We start from the raw sequence: 21,591 nt of genomic DNA, 5'->3' as shown, positions 1-21,591 counted from the left end.
TCTGGAGCGGGCGAAGGGAATCGAACCCTCGTCATGAGCTTGGGAAGCTCAGGTAATGCCATTATACGACGCCCGCGTAGGCAGCCTTTGTACCAGAACGGCGGTGCGAGTAGAAGCGGGTGCGGCGTTTAGGTCGATGAATGCGTCAGATCTGTTCGATTTCAGTCGCGGTCAGGCTGCGGTATTGGCCGGGGGCGAGGGTGGGGTCTAGCGTGAGCGGGCCCATGCGTTCTCGGTGCAGCGCGGTGACCTTGTTGTTGAAGTGGCCGAACATGCGTTTGACCTGATGGTAGCGGCCTTCATGCAGGGTCAGACGAGCCTGGTGGGAGCCGAGCAGTTCGAGTTCGGCGGGCAGGGTGGTGAGGTCTTCGAAGCGAAAGTAGAGGCCTTTGGCGAAGCGCTCGATGCAGATGAGGTCGATCGGGCCTTCGGTTTCGACCAGATAGGTTTTGCCCAGCAGACTCTCTGGTTGTGTCAGGCGACGGGACCAGAGGCCGTCGTTGGTGATGATCAATAGCCCTGTGGTGTTGAAGTCCAGCCGCCCGGCAATGTGCAACTCGTCCTTGTCCGGCTCATGCAGCAGGTCCAGCACCGTAGGGTGTTGCGGGTCGGCGGTGGCACTGACGCAGCCGGCGGGCTTGTTGAGCATAAAGAAGCGTGCCGGTTTGCCGGCCTGCAGCACCTCGCCGTCCAGCTCGATACGGTCGAAGACGCGAACGTCATGGGTGCTGTCGCAGATAGTCTCTCCATTCACCGAAGCGCGGCCCGACGCCAGCAACAGGCGCGCCTGGCGATGGCTGCAATGGGGCAGGTTGGCGAGGAAGCGGTCGAGGCGCATTACGGGTTTGCGGGCGACTCGCCGCGAGCGCAGCGCGGGCAGATGCAGGCCTTGTTTAGCGCCTCATCGGGAATGCGTTCATGGGCTTCGGCTGCGATCTCGGCGGTAAAGCACCAGCACGGCTGTGTGGCGGTCGCCGGGTTTGACAGGCTGCATTGATTCGGCTCGCCGCAGATTGGGCAGTTACTGGGATCGGGCGTAACAGTCATAACCGCCTCCGGGCAGTGGCTGCGGTGGAGCGTAAGTGGAGTCAAAAAAAGAAGCCCGGCTTTGCACCGGGCTTTTCGTTTCCATCATTACTTGACGCGTTGACCGGGCTTGGCGCCGCTGTCCGGGCTGAGCAGGTAGATCTCTTCACCGCCAGGGCCGGCAGCCAGCACCATGCCTTCGGAGACGCCGAACTTCATCTTGCGCGCGGCCAGGTTGGCGACGTACAGGGTCAGGCGACCTTCCAGCTTGCTTGGGTCCGGGTAGGCGCTCTTGATGCCGGAGAACACGTTGCGCTTGGCGTCGCCGATATCCAGCGTCAGGCGCAGCAGTTTGTCGGCGCCTTCAACGAACTCGCACTTCTCGATCAGCGCGATGCGCAGGTCCACGGCAGCAAAGGCATCGAAAGCGATCTCGGCGGCAATCGGCTCCTTGGTCAGCTCGCCGTTGCCAGTCTCGAGGGTTGCGCCGGGCGCGGCGGTTTCGGTGGAGGCGAGGTCTTTCTTGGATGATTCGATCATGGCTTCGATTTTGGTAGGCTCGATACGGGTCAATAGCGGGGTGAAGGCGTTCAGCTGATGGTTTTGCAGAAAGATCTTATAGTCATCCCAAAATAGGGGCTCAATATTTAGGAACTGTTCTGCTTGCGCAGCAAGATTTGGCAGCACGGGCTTTAGCCAAGTGATGATGCGTCGGAACCAGTTGATACCTAATGCAGAGGCCGCGATAGACTCTTCATTACGACCTTCCTTCGCCAGTGCCCAAGGTGCTACGGCTGCGATGAAACCGTTAGCGAAGTCTGCCTGCTGCATGATTGCTCGCATGGCTTGTGCAAAGTCCCTTCGCTCATAAGCTCCCTCGATTTCTTTATCAATAACTCGCTGAGCTCTTTCATCATAAAACACGTCCCAACCAGACTCGGTAGGGAATCGTTTGAGATGTTCTTTAACAAACTCTTCAGAAGGGAGTGCTCCATCCGCTAGCTTGTGAATAAAGCCGGCACAACGGCTGGCGATGTTTACGACCTTCCCCACCAGGTCGGAATTGACCTTCTGTACGAAGTCTTCGAGATTCAGGTCCAGGTCATCGACGCCGCGGCCCAGTTTGGCCGCGTAGTAGTAGCGCAGATACTCGGGGTTCAGGTGATCGAGATAGGTGCGCGCTTTGATAAAGGTGCCCCGCGATTTGGACATCTTCTGCCCGTTCACCGTGAGGTAACCATGCACCGCGACGGCGGTGGGCTTGCGGAAACCGGCACCTTCGAGCATGGCGGGCCAGAACAGGGTGTGGAAGTTGATGATGTCCTTGCCGATGAAGTGGTACAGCTCGGCGCTGGAATCCTTGTTCCAGAAAGCATCGAAGTTCAGCTCAGGGCGACGTGCACAGAGGTGCTTGAAGCTCGCCATGTAGCCGATGGGCGCATCCAGCCAGACGTAGAAGTACTTGCCCGGCTCATCCGGAATCTCGAAACCGAAGTAGGGCGCATCGCGGGAGATGTCCCACTCGTGTAGCCCGCCGTCGAGCCACTCGGCGATCTTGTTGGCGACCGAATCCTGCAGGCTGCCGCTGCGGGTCCACTCTTTTAGCATCGCCTCGAAATCGGGCAGCTTGAAGAAGAAGTGCTTGGAGTCGCGCAGCACTGGGGTGGCGCCTGAGATGGCCGATCGCGGGTTCTTCAGTTCGGTGGGTTCGTAAGTGGCGCCGCACTTTTCGCAGTTGTCGCCATACTGATCCTCGGCCGCGCATTTCGGGCAGATGCCCTTGATGAAGCGATCGGCGAGGAACATGCCCTTTTCCGGGTCGAAATATTGGGTGACCGAGCGCGTGGCGATGTGGCCGGCGTCGCGCAGCCTGGTGTAGATCAGGCTCGACAGCTCGCGGTTTTCTTCCGAGTGGGTCGAATGAAAGTTGTCGAAGTCGACCAGGAAGTCGGCGAAGTCGGCACTGTGCTCGGCCTGCACGTTGGCGATCAGTTGCTCGGGCGTGATGCCTTCCTTTTCGGCGCGCAGCATGATGGCCGAGCCGTGCGCGTCGTCCGCACAGACGTATATGCACTGGTTGTCGCGAAGCTTCTGGAACCGCACCCACATGTCCGTCTGGATGTACTCGAGCATGTGGCCAAGGTGAATCGAACCGTTGGCGTAGGGCAGGGCACTGGTGACGAGGATTTGGCGAGCTTCGGACATGGGAAAGTCTGCAGTCGAGGTTGCGAAGTGAGTCGGCCACTATAAAGGTCACGCAGTTTTTTTTCATCCGCACTGGTGCGGACGGCACGGGTCGAATAGCGAGTGCCGCGCCACATTGACGCGCTTGATGAGCCCTTGTGGCGGCACGGGGTAAGATGCCCGTCTGTTTTAGTAGGTTTTCTTGGGAGTAGTCATGACCGTCACACGCGAAGCTGTCGAAGCCGTACTGCGCCAGTACACCGACCCTAACCTGAACCAGGACCCGGTGGCTGCTGGTTGCGTGCGTTCCATTGATGTAGTGGGTGATCACGTTAGCGTGCAGATCGAATTGGGCTACGCGGCTGGGCTGTTTCGCAGCGGTTGGGCGCAGATGCTGGCGATGGCCATTGAGCAGCTCGACGGCGTGACCCGCGCGGATGTGCAGGTCGCCTGTGTGATCCGCTCACACAAGGCGCAGGACCAGGTTGAAGCACTGGCCAACGTCAAAAACATCATTGCTGTCGCGTCCGGCAAGGGCGGCGTCGGTAAATCGACCACGGCTGCCAACCTGGCGCTGGCGCTTGCGCGCGAAGGGGCGCGGGTGGGCGTGTTGGATGCGGATATCTACGGGCCTAGCCAGGGCATCATGTTTGGCATTCCCGAAGGTACGCGACCGGAAATCCGCGACAATAAGGCGTTCATCCCGCTGGAAGCGCATGGCGTTCAGGTCATGTCGATGGCCTTCCTGTCCGACGACAAGACGCCGATGGTCTGGCGAGGCCCGATGGTCTCCGGTGCCTTACTGCAATTGATCACTCAGACGGCCTGGAATGATCTCGACTATCTCGTGGTGGATATGCCGCCGGGTACGGGTGATATCCAGCTGACCTTGGCGCAGAAGGTGCCTGTAGTGGGTGCGGTGATTGTCACGACGCCGCAGGATCTGGCCCTGCTGGATGCCAAGAAAGGCGTGGAGATGTTCCGCAAGGTGAACATCCCTGTGCTCGGTGTGGTGGAAAACATGGCCATCCACATCTGCTCGAACTGCGGGCATGCCGAACATCTGTTCGGCGAAGGGGGTGGTGAGAAGCTGGCAACGCAGTACAACGTTGAGTTGCTGGCTTCGTTACCGCTTTCCATGGCAATCCGCAGCCAGGCTGACGCAGGTAAGCCAACAACCATTGCCGATCCGGAAAGTCAGATCGCGATGATCTATCAACAGATGGCACGCAGTGTGGGTGCGCGGATTTCCCAGAGCGGGCAGATCATTGCGCAGTCGATGCCAAACATCACTGTGTCCGACGACTGACCTTCGGTATGGCGGCGCTCTGTGCGTCGCCTTGGTCGACCGAGGAGGTCTGATCGACTGAGTAGAATCGTCCTTGGAGGGAGGCTGCCGCCCTCTGACGCTGAGCACAGTAAATCGCACGCATAAAAAAGCCCCGCCGAAGCGGGGCTTTTTCAGCAGAAAAGCTTCAGGTTAGATAACCTGAACTTCCTCAGCTTGCATGCCCTTCTGGCCGCGAGTAGCGACGAAGGAAACTTGCTGGCCTTCTTTCAGGCTCTTGAAACCGTCGCCTTGGATGGCGCGGAAGTGTACGAAGAGGTCGTCACCGGATTGCGGAGTGATGAAGCCGAAGCCTTTCTCATCGTTGAACCACTTAACGGTACCGGTTTGGCGATTGGACATTTGAAATGTCTCCTTGAACAAGGTGTAGAGATGATTTGAACGGGCAAATACCCCGAACGGTGACTGTGTGCAAGGAGTTAGGAGTCGTAGCAATGATCGGATCGAAATCTAAACATGTAGCGATTCACGGTGACACATGCAGCAGCAGCCAATGAAAGATACTCCATTTCTGTCGCATTGCGAGCATTATTTTCAGTTTCCGCCCGAAGCGCCAGAGATGCGACGCATGGACCCGGCTCGTGGCCTTTGAACCGGGTCCATGTGGTCGGTAAGATGCACGCCTTTATCTAAACGACCATCAGCTAAATCAGGACGCCCGCCATGAGCATCAAATCGGATAAGTGGATTCGCCGGATGGCCCAGGAGCACGGCATGATCGAGCCCTACGTGGAACGCCAGGTGCGGACCGAGGGCAGCGAGCGCCTGATTTCCTACGGCGTGTCCAGCTATGGCTACGATGTGCGCTGCGCTGACGAATTCAAGATATTCACCAACATCAATTCGGCAGTCGTCGACCCTAAGAACTTCGACGAGAAAAGCTTTGTCGATGTAAAGAGTGACGTCTGCATCATCCCGCCGAATTCTTTTGCGCTGGCGCGTACGGTCGAATACTTCCGCATTCCGCGCAACGTGCTGACCATTTGCCTGGGTAAGAGCACCTATGCCCGTTGCGGGATCATCGTCAACGTCACGCCGCTTGAGCCCGAGTGGGAAGGGCACGTGACGCTGGAGTTCTCCAACACCACCACCTTGCCAGCGAAGATCTACGCCAACGAAGGCGTGGCACAGATGCTGTTCCTGGAGTCGGATGAAGAGTGCGAAACCTCTTACCGGGATCGCGGTGGTAAATATCAGGGCCAGCGTGGCGTGACCTTGCCCAAGGCCTGATTGGGCTTCACGAGCTTCAAGAGCCTGGCGGGCGGTAGTGACTGCCGCTCGCATCATCTTTGCGATATGGAATAGTCCGGCATAGGGCTGGCGCCATCTGGCGGCGTCCCGGCTGCGCGTCCTGCGCTTGCCAGTACTGATCTGCTTCCCGTCGTGCAATGCCATCGAACCAAGATCGCTAGAGTCTTATTTGCTCGAGCAGATGCCGTTTCATTTCGCTTACCCAAAAAAATGCCCGCATGAATGCGGGCATTTTTAGTTGCGCGAAGGGCCGGCAGTCCAGCCCTTCAAGCAGGCCTAGGCTCAGCCGGCGAAATTCTTCGCGACGAAGTCCCAGTTAACAACGTTCCAGAATGCCTCGACGAACTTCGGACGGGCATTGCGGTAGTCGATGTAATAAGCGTGCTCCCAGACGTCGCAGGTCAGCAGCGGCTTGTCACCAGCGGTCATCGGGTTGCCGGCACCGATGGTGCTCGCCAGGCCGACGCTGCCGTCGGACTTCTTGACCAGCCAGGCCCAGCCGGAGCCGAAGGTGCCGATTGCGGTCTTGGTGAACTCTTCCTTGAACTTGTCGAAGGATCCGAAAGAAGCATTGATGGCATCAGCCAGGGCGCCAGTTGGCTCGCCGCCGGCATTCGGGGCCATGCAGTTCCAGAAGAAGGTGTGGTTCCAGACCTGAGCGGCATTGTTGAAGATGCCACCGGAAGAGGTCTTGATGATGGTTTCCAGATCCTTGCCTTCGAACTCGGTGCCTGGGACCAGGTTGTTCAGGTTGGTCACGTAGGCCTGATGATGCTTGCCGTGGTGATATTCAAAGGTTTCAGCGGAAATGTGCGGCTCGAGGGCGTTCTTTTCAAACGGAAGCGGCGGCAATTCGAAAGCCATGGTGTATCTCCTGCTCAGGTGTCGAGAATAGATGCGGCTCGGAAGGAGGCAGTCTGCACTGGTAACCAGCGCCTCGCGGAACGGAGAAAACTACTGCATTGATGTTCGTCCGTTTACGCCTGTCTTTCCCTTCGCTCGCTACATGCTTGCGCATTCTTCGGCCGATCACGGGCGGCCGCAATGGCGGGCTGAAGCGTTCCACTCCATGCCCGCGGACCAAGGATCATAGCACTCAGCCTGTGGCAAAACCACGCGTCAACTGTGTGGGAAAGCCAGGGCCAGAGCCTTGTAACAAGGTTCTGGCGCACGGGGAGAGGATGTCCGAGGCCCTCTGCGTGGACCTCCGATTACACTGGGCGTTCCTTAGGCCAGGACAACAAGCTGTGCGGCTACCGTGAACATCATGGTCGCCACGCCCAGATCGATCAGTCGCCAGGTCAGCGGTCGCGCCAGCCAAGGTGCAAGCCAGGCGCCCCCCAGTGCAAGAATCAGAAACCACAGAGTCGAGGCGCTCGCGGCGCCCAGCGTATAAGCCGCGGGCTCGGGTTGCTGCGCGCCGAGGGAGCCGATCAGCAGTACCGTATCGAGGTAGACGTGCGGGTTTAGCAACGTCACGGCCAAGGCGGCGAGCAACACGCTCTGCAGCGAGCGGGGCCCCCGTTGGTCGTTTTCCAGCAAGGCTTGTGGGCGCGCTGCACGACGTAACGCAATGGCACCGTAGAACAGCAAGAACAGCACGCCTCCCCATCGCGTGATTTGTAGCAGCACTGGATTTTCTGCCAGTACCGCAGCGAGACCGAAGACGCCAACGCTGACCAACAGAATGTCGCAGAGGATGCAGAGCGCAGCTACCGGTAGATGGTGCTCGCGGCGCAGGCTCTGCGCCAGGACAAATGCATTCTGCGCGCCGATGGCAATGATCAGTCCAGCTGTGATTAGAAGCCCGTTAAAGTAGCTCTGCCACATGATGCGTTGCCCTATCGTCAAGAGATGCTCGCAGTCTCGGTGCTGTTGGCCTATAAGAAAAACGAAATTCGGTAATGCCTCATAAGGAAATCGAATGTTCGATTACAAGTTACTGGTCGCTTTGGCGGCGGTGGTTGAGCAAGCGGGATTTGATCGCGCTGCGCAGTCGTTGGGACTGTCGCAGTCGGCCGTGTCGCAGCGCATAAAGCTGCTCGAGGCTCGGTTGGGGCAGCCGGTGCTTTTACGCGCTTCGCCACCCCAGCCAACTGAGGTTGGTCGGCGTTTGCTTAACCATGTGCAGCAGGTACGTCTGCTCGAACGTGATTTGCAGGGGCAGGTTCCGGGGCTGGACGAGAGCCGACTGCCGGAGCGACTGCGCATCGCGCTGAACTCCGACAGCCTGGCTACCTGGTGGCCGGGTGCCGTCGCACCTTTTTGCACCCGTTATGGCGTGGTGCTCGATCACGTGTTGGAGGATCAGGATGTCGGGCTCAAGCGGATGCGAGCGGGGGAGGTTGCTGCGTGTGTATGTGCAGTCGAACGGCCGTTGGCGGGTGCGCGCAGTGAATTTCTTGGCGCCATGCGCTACCGGGCGCTTGCCAGTCCCGCCTACGTTGCCCGGCACCTCAGGCCGGACGCGCCGGTCGAGGCCTTATTAAAGGCCCCGGCGATCGTATTCGGCCCTGATGACCAGCTGCAGCACCGCTATCTAGAGGCGTTAGGCCTGAAGGGGGCGTTCAGTCATCATCTATGCCCGTCATCCGAAGGCTTTGTCCGGCTGCTGCAAAGCGACATGGGTTGGGGGTTGGTGCCTGAACTGCAGGTACGCGCGGAATTGGCGAGCGGGGAGTTGGTTGATGTTTATCCGGGCGAACCGATTGATGTGCCGCTGTATTGGCACCATTGGCGCAACGGCGGTGAGTTGCTCGGCGAACTCACACGGCAGCTGTCACGCTCGGCCAGGCAATGGTTGATCTATAAAACGGATTAGCCGACGACTCGCTGGCCACGGTAGATGCGTACCGATGGGCCGCTACGGTCTGCTGGCGTGGACGGCGGGGTAAAAATGGCGGGCATATCGCTGTACGTGGCCAGTTGTCTGCCCAGGTCTCGCGTCATCTCGTCGCCGGAGCAGAGACAGGCGGTCAGCATGGCCTGGATCGCATCCGGTTGGCTCAGACGAATGTTCAGCTGCTTCTCGTCACGCAGCCGACGACGCAGCTGCTGCATGCAATCCAGTACGGACTTGTTGAACTCCATGACGATTCATCCTCCAATCTATCGGCCGTTCTTGGCGTTTTGGCCCGACATCCGTGTCGGAAAGCGCTATCCGCTGGCATGAATGCTCAAGCAACAGGCGTACCAGTTGCTGTTTGGATTGCCTGTTTTGCTTAGAAAACCTACCGGAAGTGCGTTGCACATGGCTTTACCGCCTGAATGCGCTTTACATCAGCATGATGCAGCGAGGTGCTGACCAGCGCGCGTCGCTGCGGTTTGCACGGTCTTGAATCGCCTCGGCGCGGGACGCCTATTCCAGGTGCAGGCAGGTGCAGGTTCTGGACGGGCGATGGCGCTGAAGAGCCCCTGCTGAATCGTTATACTGCGCGCTGTCTCTTGCTTCGCGCCCTTAAAGGTACCCCATGCGCAACGATGCTCACGACGAACTGGACAACATACCCAGCCTGACAGCCGGCCGCGATCGCGATCCGTACCCAGCGCCGGAGCTCGAGCCGATTGGCAAGTCGACGAGTCAGGCTGCCGACGATGCGCGGCCGCGCCAGAAGCGCCGTGCCGCCAGCACTGCGCCGCTGTGGTTCCTGATTCTGGTGCTGTTCGGCTTGCTGATCGCGTTGGGCTGGTGGGGCCTGCAGCAGGTATCCAGGCTCGAAGCTCAGCTGGTGGCCACACAAGAAAGTTTTGCACGCATCAGCGAAGACGCGACCGGCCGGTTGCAGGATATCTCCGGCAAGATCGTGGCGACCGAATCCAGCGTCACCACCGAAGGCGAGGCCTTGAAGCTGCGCATCAAGCAGCTTGAAAAGCAGGCGCTGGACTTGGCAGAGCAACAGCGGGCTATCACTACCCAGCAGCAGAGCCTGACCGGCAAACAGGGTAATCAGGACAAGCGCCTGGACGAACAGGGTGGACAGATCGAGCGCATCGCCACTGACGTGCGAGAGCATCAGTCTGCAGCAGCCACGCTCGCCGATACCGTTAAAAAGGTTGCAAGTGATCAGGCCGCGCTCACGTCATCGATGTCGGCGCTGAAGGGTTCGGTGGACGAGCTGGGCAAGCTGTCTGGCCGAATTGACGGGCTGAGCAAGGACGTCGCAGCGTTGAAGCAGAGGGGCGATGCCAGCCAGGCGATCAGTCGCTTGGAGCAGGACGTGCTCATCTTGCGCAGTGAACTGGATAACCGGCCTGCCGCTACGCCAGGCGTAGTGACGTCAGAGTTCGATGCGTTCAGAGCCCAGATGACCCGCAACATCAACACGCTGCAGGGGCAGATTGCCAACCTCCAGCAACAGATAGACCAGCGCTAGGCAAGCCTGGATAAAAAAGGCCGCTGCGTATGTTACGCAGTGGCCAGGCGAATCAGTCAAAGGAGGAGTGGCGGTTTACAAGTCCAGCGCCAGGGATAACCCGACACCCTGGTTGCGGTTGTCGTTGCCTTGGTAGTTGTAATTGGCCCGGACGCTGAGGCCTGTCGTCAGCTGGTGCGCGATACCGACACTGAAACGGGTCTGGTCGCCCGTCGGGGTCGCACCCGGCAGCTCAAAGCTATTAGTCGGCACGCTGTTCAATGACATACGCAGATCATCGCGCTGCTCATCCTCGCGCTCGACCTCGCGGGCGACCTCGCCAAACAGCCGAGTGCGCTCCGACACTGCATAAGTGCCAAATAGTCCGACCGACAAACGAAGTGATTCCAGCTCTTGGTCTTCGTAGCTCAAAGCGGTCGAGCTGGCGCCTTGCTCTCTATAACCGTCGACGTCGATTTTCTGATAGCTGGCACCGATGAACGGGCCGAACTCTAATGGATCCCCCATCTGCATCAGGTTGAATCCGGTCTTGGCGGACACGCCCCAGGCCATGCCTTCAGTACTGCCTTTTTCTGAGCGTTCCGCTACGCCGAGGGAAAAGGTGCGGTCCAGTGAATCGTAGTCAAGGTAGCCCGCGCTGGCATTGAGGTCAGCGAAAAACCGGTCTTGTTGATAGCTGGCAAACGCGCTCGCCAGATAGCTGCGCATATCGTAGTCCGAGTCCCCTGCACCGAGGCTGAGCGAGTTCTGCGCCAGGCCCAGACTGAGTCCCGCCAGCCAGTGCTCGCTGACACGGTTGCTCAGTCCAATCGCCAGGGTCGGGCTGTCCCCATCGCCGCCTCCGAAACCGTCGTACTCGGGACGGTTGTAACCTCCTTGAACGAAGGTTCGCCAGCCGCCTACCGATTGCCAGTTGCCACGCTGGGCAGCGAGTTCGCTGTCGAGTAACCGGAGGTGGTTGCGCAGCGCCGAACGGCCCATCTCTGGTAGCAGTGATACCTCTGCCGGTGCTGAAAGAATGGAGTAGATATAGTCAGCGCTTATCTGGTGGACTGCGGTGGTTGGGTGGACCGCGTCGTTGAACAACAAACGGCTCGGATCCGCGTTTGCGGTACCCAGGCCATAAGTCGGATCTAGCGGACAATTGCCCCCATCAAAGCAGACCGCGGTCTGGTTGATAGTGGGGTCGAATCCGTAGCGAGCAAGGTCTGCGCGAACTTCAGAAAGCAGTAGACGGTTGTTCAACAGAACGTAGTTGCCCCCTTGTGCCTGCAGTCCTGCAGCGAGCTCGGCGTTGAAACTGTCGCTCAGGCTGTTGAGAAACGCGCTGGTCCCGAGTTGTGTCCCTAGCGGGGTATTACCAACATCGGGCAGGTCGGAAATGATGATGTAGCGGGCGCCTGCGTTCTGCAGCGCGCCTACCGCCTGAACCATGTTCGCTGCTGCCAGCGCCATGGTCGTCGGCCTGGCTTGAAGTTGAAAGATATCGTTGGCGCCACCGTTGAGGTAATACAGCCCATTCGGGTCAACCTGCGGGTTTTGCACCAGATACCCAGGCCGGCTGCGTGTCAGGCCTCCTCCGGCGTCGACCGTCGAGGTGCCAATGAGTGAGTCAAGGATCTGATCCGTACGGTAACCACCTACTGCGTAGTTGGTACCGTCTGGATTGCCCGTCAGAAGGCGCGGCAGGATTGGGGTCGATGGCAGCGACTGAAGGCCCAGGCGGTTGGCGAGTACTTGGGTAACAACCTGTCCCGCATATTCGGTGTTGTTGGCCGCATAGGTCGGGCCAGTGCGATTGGTAAAGCGCAGACCGCCGGTTGGATTGCCCCCTAATAGAGGACTGCCGACGTCTGGAAAGTTGCCAGCATCACTCAGCGAGTCGCCGAAGTTGACGAATTGGCTGTAGGGGCTGGTCTCCGCATGTGCTGCAACGGATACGCCCGCCAGCAAGATGGCAAGGGCGAGTGGCTTGAGAGCGCTCTGCACGGGTATCTCCTTATTGTTCTTGTTTGGCAGCCGAAGTCGAAGCTCCGACTCGGTTCAAGCTAGTCGCCAATTGAAGGAGGCATAAGCGCTCTAAAGCGTCATTTGCCGGACGGCTTGATATCGCTCGAATGGATTACGGACCCGAGGAAATCCTCAAAACGCCTTGTTACAAATTTTTTATGACACTAGCGCTACAGGCCGATTGCCACAGGCCGCTAACCAAAATGGCACCAAGGCCGCATGAAACATGGGGATTTCTGCCGAGCTATTTTTTGTTTAACGGCCTCTGGTGCGAACTCAGGGTTGGCACCGTCCGTCGCTGAAGCGATGGGAGTATGGCAAAGTGCTACCATTCGGCGCGGTTGGCACGAAGACGTGGATGGCCGTTCCAATGCTTCAGTCGGGTGATTATAAAAAAATGCCGTCCTTGATCGATCTGCTTTTGAGCCGCCTGGCTACGCTGCTGCCCAGTGAGCTCAAGTCCACTGAGTTCATGAAGCTGGTCATTCCGCACCGTCACTCGATGCTGATGAGTCAGCGTCGCGCGACCCTGATCGTCAACCGGGTCCGGCTGTTCGCGTTTCTCTTTGCAGTGCTGACACCCGTGTGGGGGATCATCGACCTGATGGTCTTCACTTACCCACTCTGGCTCGGCCTGGCTACCTTTCGCCTGCTGGCCTGCGCTGCCTTCGCCTGCCTGCTGCTGTTCTATCGGCCCAGCGGCAATTTGTTTGATGCCTATCGGGCCGTTGCGCTGCTGTTCGCCATTCCGACCGTCTTTTACATCGCTTCGCATACGCTGCTTGGGGGCTATCAACTTACCCAGGCCTCCGCCGTGGTCGCCACAGGTTATGCGTTCCTGCCCTTCGTGCTGATGGCCGGGTTGGCCATCTTCCCGCTGACCCTGTTAGAGAATCTGGTAATGGCGTCCGTCCTGCTTCTCGCGCATGCCTTGGCGGGTTATCTGTCATGGACGACGCTCAACTGGCCTTCCTACGCGGGTGGATTCTGGTTGCTGATCTTGATCGCCGGAGTCACCTCACTGGCAAGTCTCAGCCAGTTGGCGTTCATGATCGCATTGGTACGCCAGGCCATCCGCGACCCGCTCACCGGCGTGTTTTCGCGCGGTAGCGGGCAGGAGATTCTGAAGCTGCAATGGGACACCGCTCGGCGTCACGACACCGGCCTGGCCGTTGCCTTTATCGATCTCGATCATTTTAAGCAGATCAACGATAACTACGGTCACGAAGCCGGGGACCTGGTGTTGCGCGAGTGCACCCAACAGATGCTGGCCAGTTTGCGTAGCACCGATACCCTGCTGCGCTGGGGTGGGGAAGAGTTCGTTGTGATCATGCCCGACACCGATCGGGAACAGGCGCGCCTGGCGTTGAGCCGCATGATTCGATCGAGTCTTGGTAGGCGCCCGGACGGCAGCCCGCTTACCGCCAGTATTGGTTTGGCTGAGCGTTGCGTTGATTTTGTCGAAAGCGCAGAAGAACTGTTGGACCTGGCGGACAAGCGGATGTATCTGGCTAAAACCTCCGGACGCAACCGCCTGTGTTTCGAGGCGCCTAGCGAGATACCGTCCGAAACGCCTCTGTCAGCCGCCTGAGCGCATTCAACGATTCACTGCGAACACGTGCTTGAGATAGCTGATGAAGGCTTCATCGCGACACATGGTCTTGCCGGGTGAGTCGGATATCTTTGCCACTGGCTGACCGTTGCAACTGGTCATCTTGATCACCATGTTGGTCGGTTCGACCCCCGGAATGTCACAGGTCAACTGGGTGCCGATGCCATAGCTGGTGTTACTGCGCCCGGCTAGGGCGCGATAGATACCAAGCGCCTTCGGAAAATCCAAACCGTCGGAGAAGACCAGTTGGCGGGTCATAGGGTCGATACCCAGCCGTCGGTAATGGGCGATCGCTTTTTCAGCCCATTCGACCGGGTCACCCGAGTCATGGCGCAGACCATCGAACAGCTTCGCCAGATACAAATCAAAATCTGCGGTGAAGGCGTCCATGGTGATGCAATCGGTGATGGCGATGCCCAGTGCGCCACGGTATTCACGCGCCCAGCAGTCTAAAGCCGCGCTCTGACTGTCGATCAGCCTTGGGCCGAGTTGTTGATGGGCCATGATCCACTCATGGGCCATGGTGCCCATGGGTTTGAGCTCCAGGGTGTGCGCCAGATACACGTTGCTGGTGCCGACAAAGTGACCGGGAAAGGTCTCGCTCAGCCGTTTGACCACCGCAGCCTGTACGCCGAACGAAAAGCGCCGACGGGTACCGAAGTCGGCCAGCTTGAAACCGGCCAGCTCGTCGGGCGTGGCTTCTTCGCGCAGCCACTCCAGCTTCTCTTCCAAGCGGTCGGTCGCCTGGTTCAGGGTCACCTGCGGATAGCGAGCACGGTTGCGTACCTCGCTGATGATTGCTAGCAGCGGCACCTCGAAGAGGATTACGTGCAGCCATGGACCGCGCAGGTAGATCACCAGCTCGCCGTCATCAAGCTCCAGTCGCACGTAGCGCGGATCAAAGCGGAACAGCCCGAGGAAGCGAATGAAGTCTGGCTGCATGTAGGGAATGCGTTCCAGAAATGCCAGCTCTTGCGGTTCGAATCGCAGCTCCGCCAAGGCCTCCAGTTGCTCGCGGATAGCACCCAGGTATGGCGTCAGGTCCTCTTCGGATCGACTGCGGAAGGCCCACTCCACCTCCGCATTGGGGTAGTGGTGAAGCACTGCCTGCATCATGGTCAGCTTGTAATAGTCGGTGTCCAGCAGGCTCTGGATGATTCGTTCGGAAAAGGCGCTGCCACGCATGAGTTGCTTCCTGGTTGCGGAGGCGGATCAGGCTCCGCCGATGCCTTCGATCACCTTACCGGTGCCGCCGCAATTTTTACATTCCCCTGCCTCGGTACGGCCGCTGCCGTTGCAAACGGGGCAGATATTTTCACCCGTCCCGGGCGTTCCTGGCGGCGCTTCGTCTCCGGGATTGGACGATGAGTGGTCATGATTTGAAATGTTCATATGGAAACTTCCTCTGCTGAAAGTCTGTATTTGTCTAAGTTAAATAAAATTCAAATAAGTGATCCAGGGTCGGTGCCGGTTTATTGTCGTAAGAAATGCGCCAGCCAGAAATGAGGTAATTGTCTACGCAAAATAGCGGACAACAAAAAGGGCAAAGATTTTTAATCTTTGCCCTTTTTGTTTTCTATATCGATCAGCTTTTGCTGTTGCGACCGCCGCCGTGGCTATTCTGTCCACCCTTGCGGCCAGCTTCGGAGGCCTTTTCGCGGTCATTGGCGAAGTTGCCACCGCTGTTATGGCCGCCCTTCTTACCTGCTTCAGACGCTTTTTCGCGGTCGTTTGCGAAGTTGCCAGGATTTTTATTTGCCATGTCTTTCTCTCCTCAATGGACAAGACTTCTGCGGGGCTGAACAACTTCATCAGCCTTCAGGATTTCAGAGCCGAGGAGCACGCCAGTAGTTTCCGTTTTATATGGCCTGCGGACGAGTGGTTACAGATGAAGTCGCGACATGGCTAATTGCAAGTACAACGGAACGGCAATTAGCGTGTGGCGTTATTTGAATTCACAGAATTGCATCGAATATCGGCCCGATCAGGCGACCAGCGCGAGTTGGCGCTGTGCCAGTAGCCGCATCACGTAACCGATCTTCAGCGCGGTCGGACCCAGGATCACCAGGGCGTGGCTCGCCACCACAGCTCCGAGCTGAAGTTGGTCATCGACGACATAAGCACCGGCGATACCCAGCAGGAGCAGAAGTACGCCCAACGCCATCGACAGGTTGGCGAATAGCAAAAGACGGTACGAGTCGAGCGGTTGCATAAGCATGGCAGACACCTCGTTTCGGTGATGCGAGAGGGCCGGCCGTGAGGCCGACCCGTCCGGTTTACTCCAGCGCGCTTGCTGGCCCAAAGAACTCATGGCGCAGCTGCTGGGCCGGCACGCCGAGTGCGTGCAATTGCCGACGAACCGCCGCCATGAATGGTTTCGGGCCTAGGAAATACGCATCCAGGTCGCGCTCGGCGGGTAACCAGGCGTCCAGTCGTGCTTCGGTCAACAGGCCGATGGCGTCTGGCTGATGCTCATCGCCACGGTGCTCGTCGTAGCAATAAAAACGCTTTAGTTGGACGTGCTGCTCGGCGAGCTGGTCGATGGTCGCGCGGAAGGCGTGGGCTTCGGCGTTGCGTGCGCAATGGATGAAGTGAATCGGTCGGCTGGTGCCGATGGCGGCTTCGAGCATAGCCAGCGTCGGGGTGATGCCGACGCCGCCACTGATCAGCACGAGCGGCTTGTCGCTGGGCTGCAAGACGAAGTCGCCAGCCGGCGCGAACAGCTCCAGCGTCTCGCCAAGCTGCATTTGATGTAGCGCGTTGGAGGCCACACCGCCGGGTTCACGTTTAACGCTGATCCGGTAGTCCCGGCCATTGCTCGCAGCCGATAGCGAATAGTTGCGGCGGATCTCCTGGCCATCGACCAGCAGGCGCAGACCGATGTACTGGCCCGGCTCATGCGCCACCACGGGTTCGCCGTCCTCCGGCTCAAGGTAGAAAGAGGTGATTTCTGCGCTCTCAGGTACCTTGCGCGCGATCCGGAAATGCCGCGCGCCGCGCCAGCCGCCGGGCGCCTCGGCGGTCTGGCGATAGAGCTGTTCCTCGGTGCCGATCAGGATGTCGGCAAGCTGCTGATAAGCGGCACGCCATGCGTCGATGACTTCGTCGGTAGCGATCTCGGCCCCGAGCACCTCGCGGATCGCTCGCAGCAGGCATCCGCCCACAATCGGGTAGTGCTCTGGCAGAACCTGCAGCGCGACATGCTTGTTGACCACTTGTGAGACCAGCCCGCCGAGCTGATCGAGGCGGTCGATGTGTTTGGCATACATCAGCACGCCATTGGCCAGTGCACGCGGCTGGGCACCGCTGGCCTGGTGGGCTTGGTTGAACAGCGGACGAACCTCTGGGTGCTCGGCCAGCATCAGTTTGTAGAAATGGTCGGTGAGGGCTTCGCCGCCGCTTTCGAGCAACGGGACAGTAGCGGTGATTAGGGCACGGTGTTCGGCGCAAAGCATGGAAAACTCCAATTATTGGTAACGCTGTCTCTGGTTGGCAGCGTGGCGACCACGCGTCCCGGACAGGTACTGGAGCTGTTTCAATAATCGTTCCAGGCTGGAATTGACCAGAATCAAGGGCTTAAAGCGAATCGTGGTATTTCGTACCCTGATGATGTGGGTTTTTATAACCTTGTTGGGTTTTTTGCACCTCAAGTGGTGGTGTCGATCAACAGCCAATCGAACCGTCATCAACCGAAGCGTTCTATAACTTCAACTATCGATGAACAGAGGGAGGCAATATGGAGAACTACCACATCACGCACGATGACGATCGCTGGGTGCTGCGTGAGGAGGGCGATAAACGCGCGCTGCTTGAAGCCTCGACGAAGGAAGACATCATCAACGAGACCCGTGATTACATGAAGCTGCGCACCGCCTCGGTGAAAATCCATACCCTCGACGGCAAGATCGAAGAAGAACGAACCTACCCGCGGGACCAGGACCCACGCGCCACCAGGGGCTAACCCTCAGCTCGGCTGCAACTCGCCCTGGAGCTGATACTGACGTTGACCCAGCGTGACCGCCCAGCAGGCGAGAATGAAGGGCATGGTCAGCGGCGGCAGGCCGAGCTGATCGAAGAACAGCCGGAAGATGATCGCCAAGCCGATGCCCAGTGCTGGCGCCAGTGCCGAGCGGTGAACCTGACTCAACGCCAGAGCGGCGAGCGCCGGGTTGTAGCCAGCCAGCCCGGCCAGCGCAGACGGCTCGGAAGCGCCGGCCAGCAGTGCCATAAAGATGCCAACTGCCGAGCCGCACAGTGTCCACACTGCAGCACGTCGATCAGCCAACAGTAATGCCGCGAACAGGCACAGCCCCGCCATGGGGTCAGCGAGAAACAAGACCTGGCCCACCCCCCGCATTATTCCCCCCAGCGCCATTATTCCCCCCAGCGCCCCCCAGCCATCCAGCTGATGCTCGGGTATGCGCGCCTCGACAACGCTTTCCAGAGCACCTGATAGCCCCATGGCCAACCATCCCAAGAGGACAAATGAGAGGGTGAAACCCGGCAAGCTACGCCGCTCACGCATCCGTCTGAGCAGGTGGTGCTGCACGGCGATCGACAACGCGCCAGACATGATGATCAGCAGGCAGGCGAGCGGCGCCAGACCGAGCATCAGTGTGATCAGAAGCCCTAGTAGCGCGGCGTTGTAGCCGTAGAGACCGGTTTCGATATCCTCAGGTGGATAACCGAGGCGCCACGCCGACAAGGTGCCGCTCAGCAGGCCGAGGAGGGCGCCCGCCACAAACGCCAGGTCATGCAGCGCGATTGCAAAGAGGATCAGCAGGCCGCAGCCCAGGTGGCGCTGCAAGAAGATCTGGCTGATCCCGTTGAGCATCGAGCGCAACAGGTGCGAAAAACGAGGGGACATGAGTGTGTCGTGAGAGAAAGGCGAACAGACCCTCACCGGCGGAGCAGGGCTGCGCCGGTGAGGTTGTCTGGAGGGTCAGTTGAGCATTTCGATGCGCAGCGAGTTGGTGGTGCCAGACTGCCCCAGCGGCACGCCCGCCGTGATCACCACAGTATCCCCGGTGCCTGCCATGCCTTGGGCACGGGCCAGTTCGAGCGCATTGAGGCAGACGTGCTCCATGTCATACATGCGTGCATCGATCACCGAGTACACGCCCCAGGCCACGGTCAGCTTGCGTGCGGTCGTCAGGTTCGGCGTCAGGCTCAGGATTGGCGTGGCCGGTCGCTCGCGCGAAGCGCGCAGGCTGGAGCGGCCTGACTCGGTGTAATTGACCAGCACTGCAACCGGCAGAATGCCGCTGATCCGGCGAATGGCGCAGCTGATCGCATCGGGCAGGGTGGCCTCGGCGCTTGGCCGATTGACGTCCAGCTGAGCCTGGTAGTCCGGGCCGCTTTCCACCTGGCGGATGATCTTGCTCATCATGCTCACCGCTTCCAGCGGGTACTCGCCGGAGGCGGTTTCCGCCGAGAGCATCACCGCGTCGGCGCCTTCGGCCACGGCGTTAGCCACATCAGTCACCTCGGCACGGGTCGGTGCCGGGGAGAAGCGCATCGATTCGAGCATCTGCGTCGCCACCACCACCGGCCGGCCCAGCTGGCGGCAGGTGCGTACGATATTGCGCTGAATGCGCGGCACGTTTTCCGCCGGCACCTCGACCCCCAGATCGCCACGCGCCACCATGATCGCATCGCACAGCCGCGCGATTTCGCGCAGGTGCTGCACGGCTGAGGGTTTCTCGATCTTGGCCATCAGGAAGGCGCGGTCGCCGATCAGTTCGCGTGCTTCATGAATGTCCTGTGGCCGCTGGACGAATGACAGCGCTACCCAATCAACGCCCAGCTCCAGGCCAAATGCCAGATCACGCCGATCCTTCTCGGTCAGCGGGCTCAACTCCAGCACCGCCTCTGGCACGTTTACACCCTTGCGGTCGGACAGCTCGCCACCGGCCACCACGCGCGTGTCGATGGCATCAGCATGCTTGGCCGTCACGGTCAGGCGCAGACGGCCATCGTCCACCAGCAGGCTCATGCCAGGCTGCAGGGCGTCGATGATTTCCGGATGCGGCAAGTTGACCCGCGTGCTGTCGCCCGGCGTCGAGTCGAGGTCCAGACGCAGCGTTTGCCCACGCTTGAGCTGCACCTTGTCCTCAGCAAAACGACCGACCCGCAGCTTAGGCCCTTGCAGGTCCATGAGGATGCCGATCGGCTGGTTCAGCTGACGTTCCACCTCGCGAATCCAACCGAAGCGTTCAGCGTGGTCGGCGTGCTCGCCATGGCTGAAGTTGAGGCGGAACAGATTGACCCCGTTTTCCACCAGCTCGCGCACATCCTCGATGCTGCGTGTGGCCGGTCCTAGGGTGGCGAGAATCTTGACCTTCTTATCGGGTGTCATGGCAGGCTCTATCGGCAGTTGTGGTTAGGGACCCTGCTTGCCGGTGTCTCGCTAGCGGGACACCGGCAGGATCAGGATGGCGCGGAAATCGTTGACGTTGGTCCGCGTCGGGCCGGTCATCAGCAGCGCATCGAGCGCCTGGAAATAACCGTAGCCATCATTGTTCGCCAGGGCATCTGCTGCGCTGTGGCCCAGCGCCTCGGCGCGAGCGTAGCTCTCGGGTGTCATCAAGGCGCCGGCGTTGTCTTCCGAGCCGTCGATGCCATCGGTGTCGCCGGCCAGTGCGTAAACATTCGGCAGCCCTTGCAGAGTGTCCGTCAGGCTCAGGAGGAATTCGGCGTTGCGGCCGCCGCGGCCATGGCCGCGCACGGTCACCGTGGTTTCGCCGCCGGAGAGGATTACGCAGGGCGGCTTGATCGGCTGACCGTGCAGCACCACCTGGCGAGCAATACCCCCATGGACCTTGGCTACATCGCGTGCTTCGCCTTCCAGGTCGCCGAGAATCAGTGGGGTGATGCCCGCTGCGCGCGCCTTCTCGGCCGCCGCGTCGAGGGATTGCTGAGGCTTGGCGATCAGCTGGAAGTGGCTGCGTGACAGGCAAGGGTCGTCTGCCTTGACTGTCTCGGAGCGTGGATCTTCCAGCCAAGCGCGAACGTTCTGCGGTATCTCGATGTGATAGCGCGCCAGGATCGCCAGGGCCTGGGCGGAGGTGGTCGGGTCCGCGACGGTTGGGCCGGAGGCGATCACCGTCGCCTCGTCACCCGGCACGTCGGAAATCGCGTAGGTGTAGACGCTTGCCGGCCAGCAGGCCTTGGCCAAACGGCCGCCTTTGATCGCCGAGAGGTGCTTGCGTACGCAGTTCATCTCGCCAATGTGCGCGCCGGAGCGCAGCAGCGCCTTGTTGATCGCCTGCTTGTCGGCGAGGCTGATGCCTTCGGCTGGCAGTGCCAGAAGTGAGGAACCGCCGCCGGAGAGCAGAAAGATCACCCGGTCGCTTTCTTCGAGGTTGCTGACCATTTCCAGCACGCGGCGGGCGACGCGCTCACCGGCGTCGTCCGGCACCGGGTGCGCGGCTTCCACCACCTCGATCTTGCGGCAGTCGGCGCCATGACCGTAGCGCGTTACCACCAGTCCGGAGAGCTCGCCTTCCCAGACCGCTTCGATGGCTTCAGCCATGGCGGCAGCCGCTTTGCCTGCGCCGATGACGATGGCCCGGCCGCTGCGGTCTGCCGGCAAATGGTCAGCCAGCACCTGGCGCGGGTGCGCGGCATCGATGGCGGCGGTGAACAGGTCGCGCAGGAAGGCTTGCGGTTCGAGGTTCATGTACAACTCCATCTAGTAGGTCAGGTGCCCGATTCCAGACCTTAGGGCTCGGTTATGCAAGTACAAAAAACAAGTCCTAAGGTTTGGAATCGACCCACCCGGCAGT

General features: G+C 59.7%; 21 protein-coding genes, 1 tRNA gene and 1 pseudogene. 6 read left to right on the top strand and 17 right to left on the bottom strand.

Annotated elements, in window-relative coordinates:
• Positions 1 to 2: 2 nt before the first annotated feature.
• From ALTERO38_RS14500 to metG, 4 genes are all read right to left on the bottom strand, one after another.
• Positions 3 to 76: transfer RNA gene (locus ALTERO38_RS14500), tRNA-Gly, on the bottom strand.
• Positions 77 to 145: 69 nt separating this feature from the next.
• Positions 146 to 838 (bottom strand): pseudouridine synthase, encoded by a 693-nt coding sequence (locus ALTERO38_RS14495; RefSeq protein ID WP_159968811.1) that lies wholly within the window; start codon positions 836 to 838, stop codon positions 146 to 148.
• Entirely contained in the window at positions 838 to 1,047 is a 210-nt protein-coding gene (locus tag ALTERO38_RS14490; RefSeq protein ID WP_159968810.1) for a cysteine-rich CWC family protein, read from the bottom strand. Before ALTERO38_RS14490 ends, ALTERO38_RS14495 begins: the two co-directional genes overlap by 1 nt.
• An 87-nt stretch (positions 1,048 to 1,134) precedes the next feature.
• Positions 1,135 to 3,231 (bottom strand): methionine--tRNA ligase, encoded by a 2,097-nt coding sequence (metG, locus tag ALTERO38_RS14485; RefSeq protein ID WP_159968809.1) that lies wholly within the window; start codon positions 3,229 to 3,231, stop codon positions 1,135 to 1,137.
• A 193-nt stretch (positions 3,232 to 3,424) separates the two neighbouring features.
• Here metG and apbC point away from each other — a divergent pair, with 193 nt between their 5' ends.
• The gene (gene apbC / locus ALTERO38_RS14480; RefSeq protein ID WP_159968808.1) at positions 3,425 to 4,519 is read left to right on the top strand and encodes an iron-sulfur cluster carrier protein ApbC; all 1,095 of its coding nucleotides are present in this window, start codon (positions 3,425 to 3,427) and stop codon (positions 4,517 to 4,519) included.
• A gap of 171 nt (positions 4,520 to 4,690) precedes the next feature.
• On the opposite strand, the gene ALTERO38_RS14475 is transcribed toward apbC, so the two are convergent.
• Positions 4,691 to 4,900 carry a cold-shock protein gene (locus ALTERO38_RS14475; RefSeq protein WP_003282211.1) on the bottom strand — a complete coding sequence of 70 codons (210 nt, stop codon included), beginning with the start codon at positions 4,898 to 4,900 and terminating at the stop codon, positions 4,691 to 4,693.
• 321 nt (positions 4,901 to 5,221) lie between these two features.
• On the opposite strand from ALTERO38_RS14475, the gene dcd reads away from it, so the two are divergent.
• Positions 5,222 to 5,788, top strand: coding sequence for a dCTP deaminase (gene dcd / locus ALTERO38_RS14470; protein ID WP_102835792.1), 567 nt, complete (start codon positions 5,222 to 5,224; stop codon positions 5,786 to 5,788).
• Positions 5,789 to 6,091: 303 nt separating this feature from the next.
• On the opposite strand, the gene ALTERO38_RS14465 is transcribed toward dcd, so the two are convergent.
• Both ALTERO38_RS14465 and ALTERO38_RS14460 read right to left on the bottom strand, forming a co-directional pair.
• Positions 6,092 to 6,673, bottom strand: coding sequence for a superoxide dismutase (locus tag ALTERO38_RS14465; RefSeq protein WP_073300977.1), 582 nt, complete (start codon positions 6,671 to 6,673; stop codon positions 6,092 to 6,094).
• 363 nt (positions 6,674 to 7,036) lie between these two features.
• On the bottom strand, positions 7,037 to 7,639 hold the full coding sequence (locus tag ALTERO38_RS14460; RefSeq protein ID WP_159968807.1) for a LysE/ArgO family amino acid transporter: 603 nt from the start codon (positions 7,637 to 7,639) through the stop codon (positions 7,037 to 7,039).
• A gap of 94 nt (positions 7,640 to 7,733) precedes the next feature.
• Between ALTERO38_RS14460 and ALTERO38_RS14455 the strand changes: the two genes are divergently transcribed.
• Positions 7,734 to 8,630: a LysR family transcriptional regulator ArgP gene (locus ALTERO38_RS14455; protein WP_159968806.1), complete on the top strand. Its 897-nt coding sequence runs from the start codon at positions 7,734 to 7,736 to the stop codon at positions 8,628 to 8,630.
• Here ALTERO38_RS14455 and ALTERO38_RS14450 read toward each other — a convergent pair.
• On the bottom strand, positions 8,627 to 8,899 hold the full coding sequence (locus ALTERO38_RS14450; protein WP_159968805.1) for a hypothetical protein: 273 nt from the start codon (positions 8,897 to 8,899) through the stop codon (positions 8,627 to 8,629). The genes ALTERO38_RS14455 and ALTERO38_RS14450 overlap by 4 nt on opposite strands.
• Positions 8,900 to 9,279: 380 nt before the next feature.
• Here ALTERO38_RS14450 and ALTERO38_RS14445 point away from each other — a divergent pair, with 380 nt between their 5' ends.
• Positions 9,280 to 10,182 (top strand): ATPase, encoded by a 903-nt coding sequence (locus ALTERO38_RS14445; RefSeq protein ID WP_148926620.1) that lies wholly within the window; start codon positions 9,280 to 9,282, stop codon positions 10,180 to 10,182.
• A gap of 75 nt (positions 10,183 to 10,257) precedes the next feature.
• Here the strand turns inward: ALTERO38_RS14445 and ALTERO38_RS14440 are convergent, their stop codons facing one another.
• A complete protein-coding gene (locus tag ALTERO38_RS14440) occupies positions 10,258 to 12,171 on the bottom strand; it encodes an autotransporter domain-containing protein (protein WP_159968804.1) in 1,914 nt (637 codons plus the stop codon).
• A 418-nt stretch (positions 12,172 to 12,589) separates the two neighbouring features.
• Here ALTERO38_RS14440 and ALTERO38_RS14435 point away from each other — a divergent pair, with 418 nt between their 5' ends.
• On the top strand, positions 12,590 to 13,783 hold the full coding sequence (locus ALTERO38_RS14435; protein WP_159968803.1) for a GGDEF domain-containing protein: 1,194 nt from the start codon (positions 12,590 to 12,592) through the stop codon (positions 13,781 to 13,783).
• Between the two features lie 6 nt (positions 13,784 to 13,789).
• On the opposite strand, the gene pncB is transcribed toward ALTERO38_RS14435, so the two are convergent.
• The 5 genes and pseudogenes from pncB to hmpA all read right to left on the bottom strand — a co-directional run bounded on the left by pncB (position 13,790) and on the right by hmpA (position 17,259).
• A complete protein-coding gene (gene pncB, locus ALTERO38_RS14430; protein WP_159968802.1) occupies positions 13,790 to 14,989 on the bottom strand; it encodes a nicotinate phosphoribosyltransferase in 1,200 nt (399 codons plus the stop codon).
• 27 nt (positions 14,990 to 15,016) lie between these two features.
• A complete protein-coding gene (locus ALTERO38_RS14425) occupies positions 15,017 to 15,196 on the bottom strand; it encodes a hypothetical protein (protein ID WP_159968801.1) in 180 nt (59 codons plus the stop codon).
• A gap of 193 nt (positions 15,197 to 15,389) precedes the next feature.
• Positions 15,390 to 15,548, bottom strand: a pseudogene (locus tag ALTERO38_RS14420) (general stress protein); the annotation flags it as partial.
• A 240-nt stretch (positions 15,549 to 15,788) separates the two neighbouring features.
• Entirely contained in the window at positions 15,789 to 16,022 is a 234-nt protein-coding gene (locus tag ALTERO38_RS14415) for a hypothetical protein (protein ID WP_102835801.1), read from the bottom strand.
• Between the two features lie 58 nt (positions 16,023 to 16,080).
• A complete protein-coding gene (gene hmpA / locus ALTERO38_RS14410; protein WP_159968800.1) occupies positions 16,081 to 17,259 on the bottom strand; it encodes an NO-inducible flavohemoprotein in 1,179 nt (392 codons plus the stop codon).
• 281 nt (positions 17,260 to 17,540) lie between these two features.
• Here hmpA and ALTERO38_RS14405 point away from each other — a divergent pair, with 281 nt between their 5' ends.
• Positions 17,541 to 17,765, top strand: a complete 225-nt coding sequence (locus ALTERO38_RS14405; protein WP_102835803.1) for a DUF2188 domain-containing protein — start codon at positions 17,541 to 17,543, stop codon at positions 17,763 to 17,765.
• A 3-nt stretch (positions 17,766 to 17,768) separates the two neighbouring features.
• Here ALTERO38_RS14405 and ALTERO38_RS14400 read toward each other — a convergent pair whose 3' ends face one another.
• The 3 genes from ALTERO38_RS14400 to ALTERO38_RS14390 form a co-directional block, all read right to left on the bottom strand.
• Complete coding sequence (locus ALTERO38_RS14400) at positions 17,769 to 18,671, bottom strand: urea transporter (protein ID WP_159968799.1); 903 nt, start codon at positions 18,669 to 18,671, stop codon at positions 17,769 to 17,771.
• A gap of 75 nt (positions 18,672 to 18,746) precedes the next feature.
• Entirely contained in the window at positions 18,747 to 20,162 is a 1,416-nt protein-coding gene (pyk, locus tag ALTERO38_RS14395) for a pyruvate kinase (RefSeq protein WP_159968798.1), read from the bottom strand.
• A 51-nt stretch (positions 20,163 to 20,213) separates the two neighbouring features.
• Positions 20,214 to 21,485, bottom strand: a complete 1,272-nt coding sequence (locus ALTERO38_RS14390; RefSeq protein ID WP_159968797.1) for a glycerate kinase — start codon at positions 21,483 to 21,485, stop codon at positions 20,214 to 20,216.
• Positions 21,486 to 21,591 lie beyond the last annotated feature (106 nt).

This window comes from Pseudomonas sp. 9Ag (assembly GCF_902506445.1).
In the GTDB taxonomy this organism is placed as follows: Bacteria; Pseudomonadota; Gammaproteobacteria; order Pseudomonadales; family Pseudomonadaceae; genus Stutzerimonas; species Stutzerimonas stutzeri_AB.
This window is presented reverse-complemented; position numbering and strand designations above follow the sequence as displayed.

Coding starts and splice junctions, on each gene's coding strand:
- ALTERO38_RS14495 (WP_159968811.1), bottom strand. CDS start 838: ATGCGCCTCGACCGCTTCCTCGCCAACCTGCCCCATTGCAGCCATCGC.
- ALTERO38_RS14490 (WP_159968810.1), bottom strand. CDS start 1,047: ATGACTGTTACGCCCGATCCCAGTAACTGCCCAATCTGCGGCGAGCCG.
- metG (WP_159968809.1), bottom strand. CDS start 3,231: ATGTCCGAAGCTCGCCAAATCCTCGTCACCAGTGCCCTGCCCTACGCC.
- apbC (WP_159968808.1), top strand. CDS start 3,425: ATGACCGTCACACGCGAAGCTGTCGAAGCCGTACTGCGCCAGTACACC.
- ALTERO38_RS14475 (WP_003282211.1), bottom strand. CDS start 4,900: ATGTCCAATCGCCAAACCGGTACCGTTAAGTGGTTCAACGATGAGAAA.
- dcd (WP_102835792.1), top strand. CDS start 5,222: ATGAGCATCAAATCGGATAAGTGGATTCGCCGGATGGCCCAGGAGCAC.
- ALTERO38_RS14465 (WP_073300977.1), bottom strand. CDS start 6,673: ATGGCTTTCGAATTGCCGCCGCTTCCGTTTGAAAAGAACGCCCTCGAG.
- ALTERO38_RS14460 (WP_159968807.1), bottom strand. CDS start 7,639: ATGTGGCAGAGCTACTTTAACGGGCTTCTAATCACAGCTGGACTGATC.
- ALTERO38_RS14455 (WP_159968806.1), top strand. CDS start 7,734: ATGTTCGATTACAAGTTACTGGTCGCTTTGGCGGCGGTGGTTGAGCAA.
- ALTERO38_RS14450 (WP_159968805.1), bottom strand. CDS start 8,899: ATGGAGTTCAACAAGTCCGTACTGGATTGCATGCAGCAGCTGCGTCGT.
- ALTERO38_RS14445 (WP_148926620.1), top strand. CDS start 9,280: ATGCGCAACGATGCTCACGACGAACTGGACAACATACCCAGCCTGACA.
- ALTERO38_RS14435 (WP_159968803.1), top strand. CDS start 12,590: ATGCCGTCCTTGATCGATCTGCTTTTGAGCCGCCTGGCTACGCTGCTG.
- pncB (WP_159968802.1), bottom strand. CDS start 14,989: ATGCGTGGCAGCGCCTTTTCCGAACGAATCATCCAGAGCCTGCTGGAC.
- ALTERO38_RS14425 (WP_159968801.1), bottom strand. CDS start 15,196: ATGAACATTTCAAATCATGACCACTCATCGTCCAATCCCGGAGACGAA.
- ALTERO38_RS14415 (WP_102835801.1), bottom strand. CDS start 16,022: ATGCTTATGCAACCGCTCGACTCGTACCGTCTTTTGCTATTCGCCAAC.
- hmpA (WP_159968800.1), bottom strand. CDS start 17,259: ATGCTTTGCGCCGAACACCGTGCCCTAATCACCGCTACTGTCCCGTTG.
- ALTERO38_RS14405 (WP_102835803.1), top strand. CDS start 17,541: ATGGAGAACTACCACATCACGCACGATGACGATCGCTGGGTGCTGCGT.
- ALTERO38_RS14400 (WP_159968799.1), bottom strand. CDS start 18,671: ATGTCCCCTCGTTTTTCGCACCTGTTGCGCTCGATGCTCAACGGGATC.
- pyk (WP_159968798.1), bottom strand. CDS start 20,162: ATGACACCCGATAAGAAGGTCAAGATTCTCGCCACCCTAGGACCGGCC.
- ALTERO38_RS14390 (WP_159968797.1), bottom strand. CDS start 21,485: ATGAACCTCGAACCGCAAGCCTTCCTGCGCGACCTGTTCACCGCCGCC.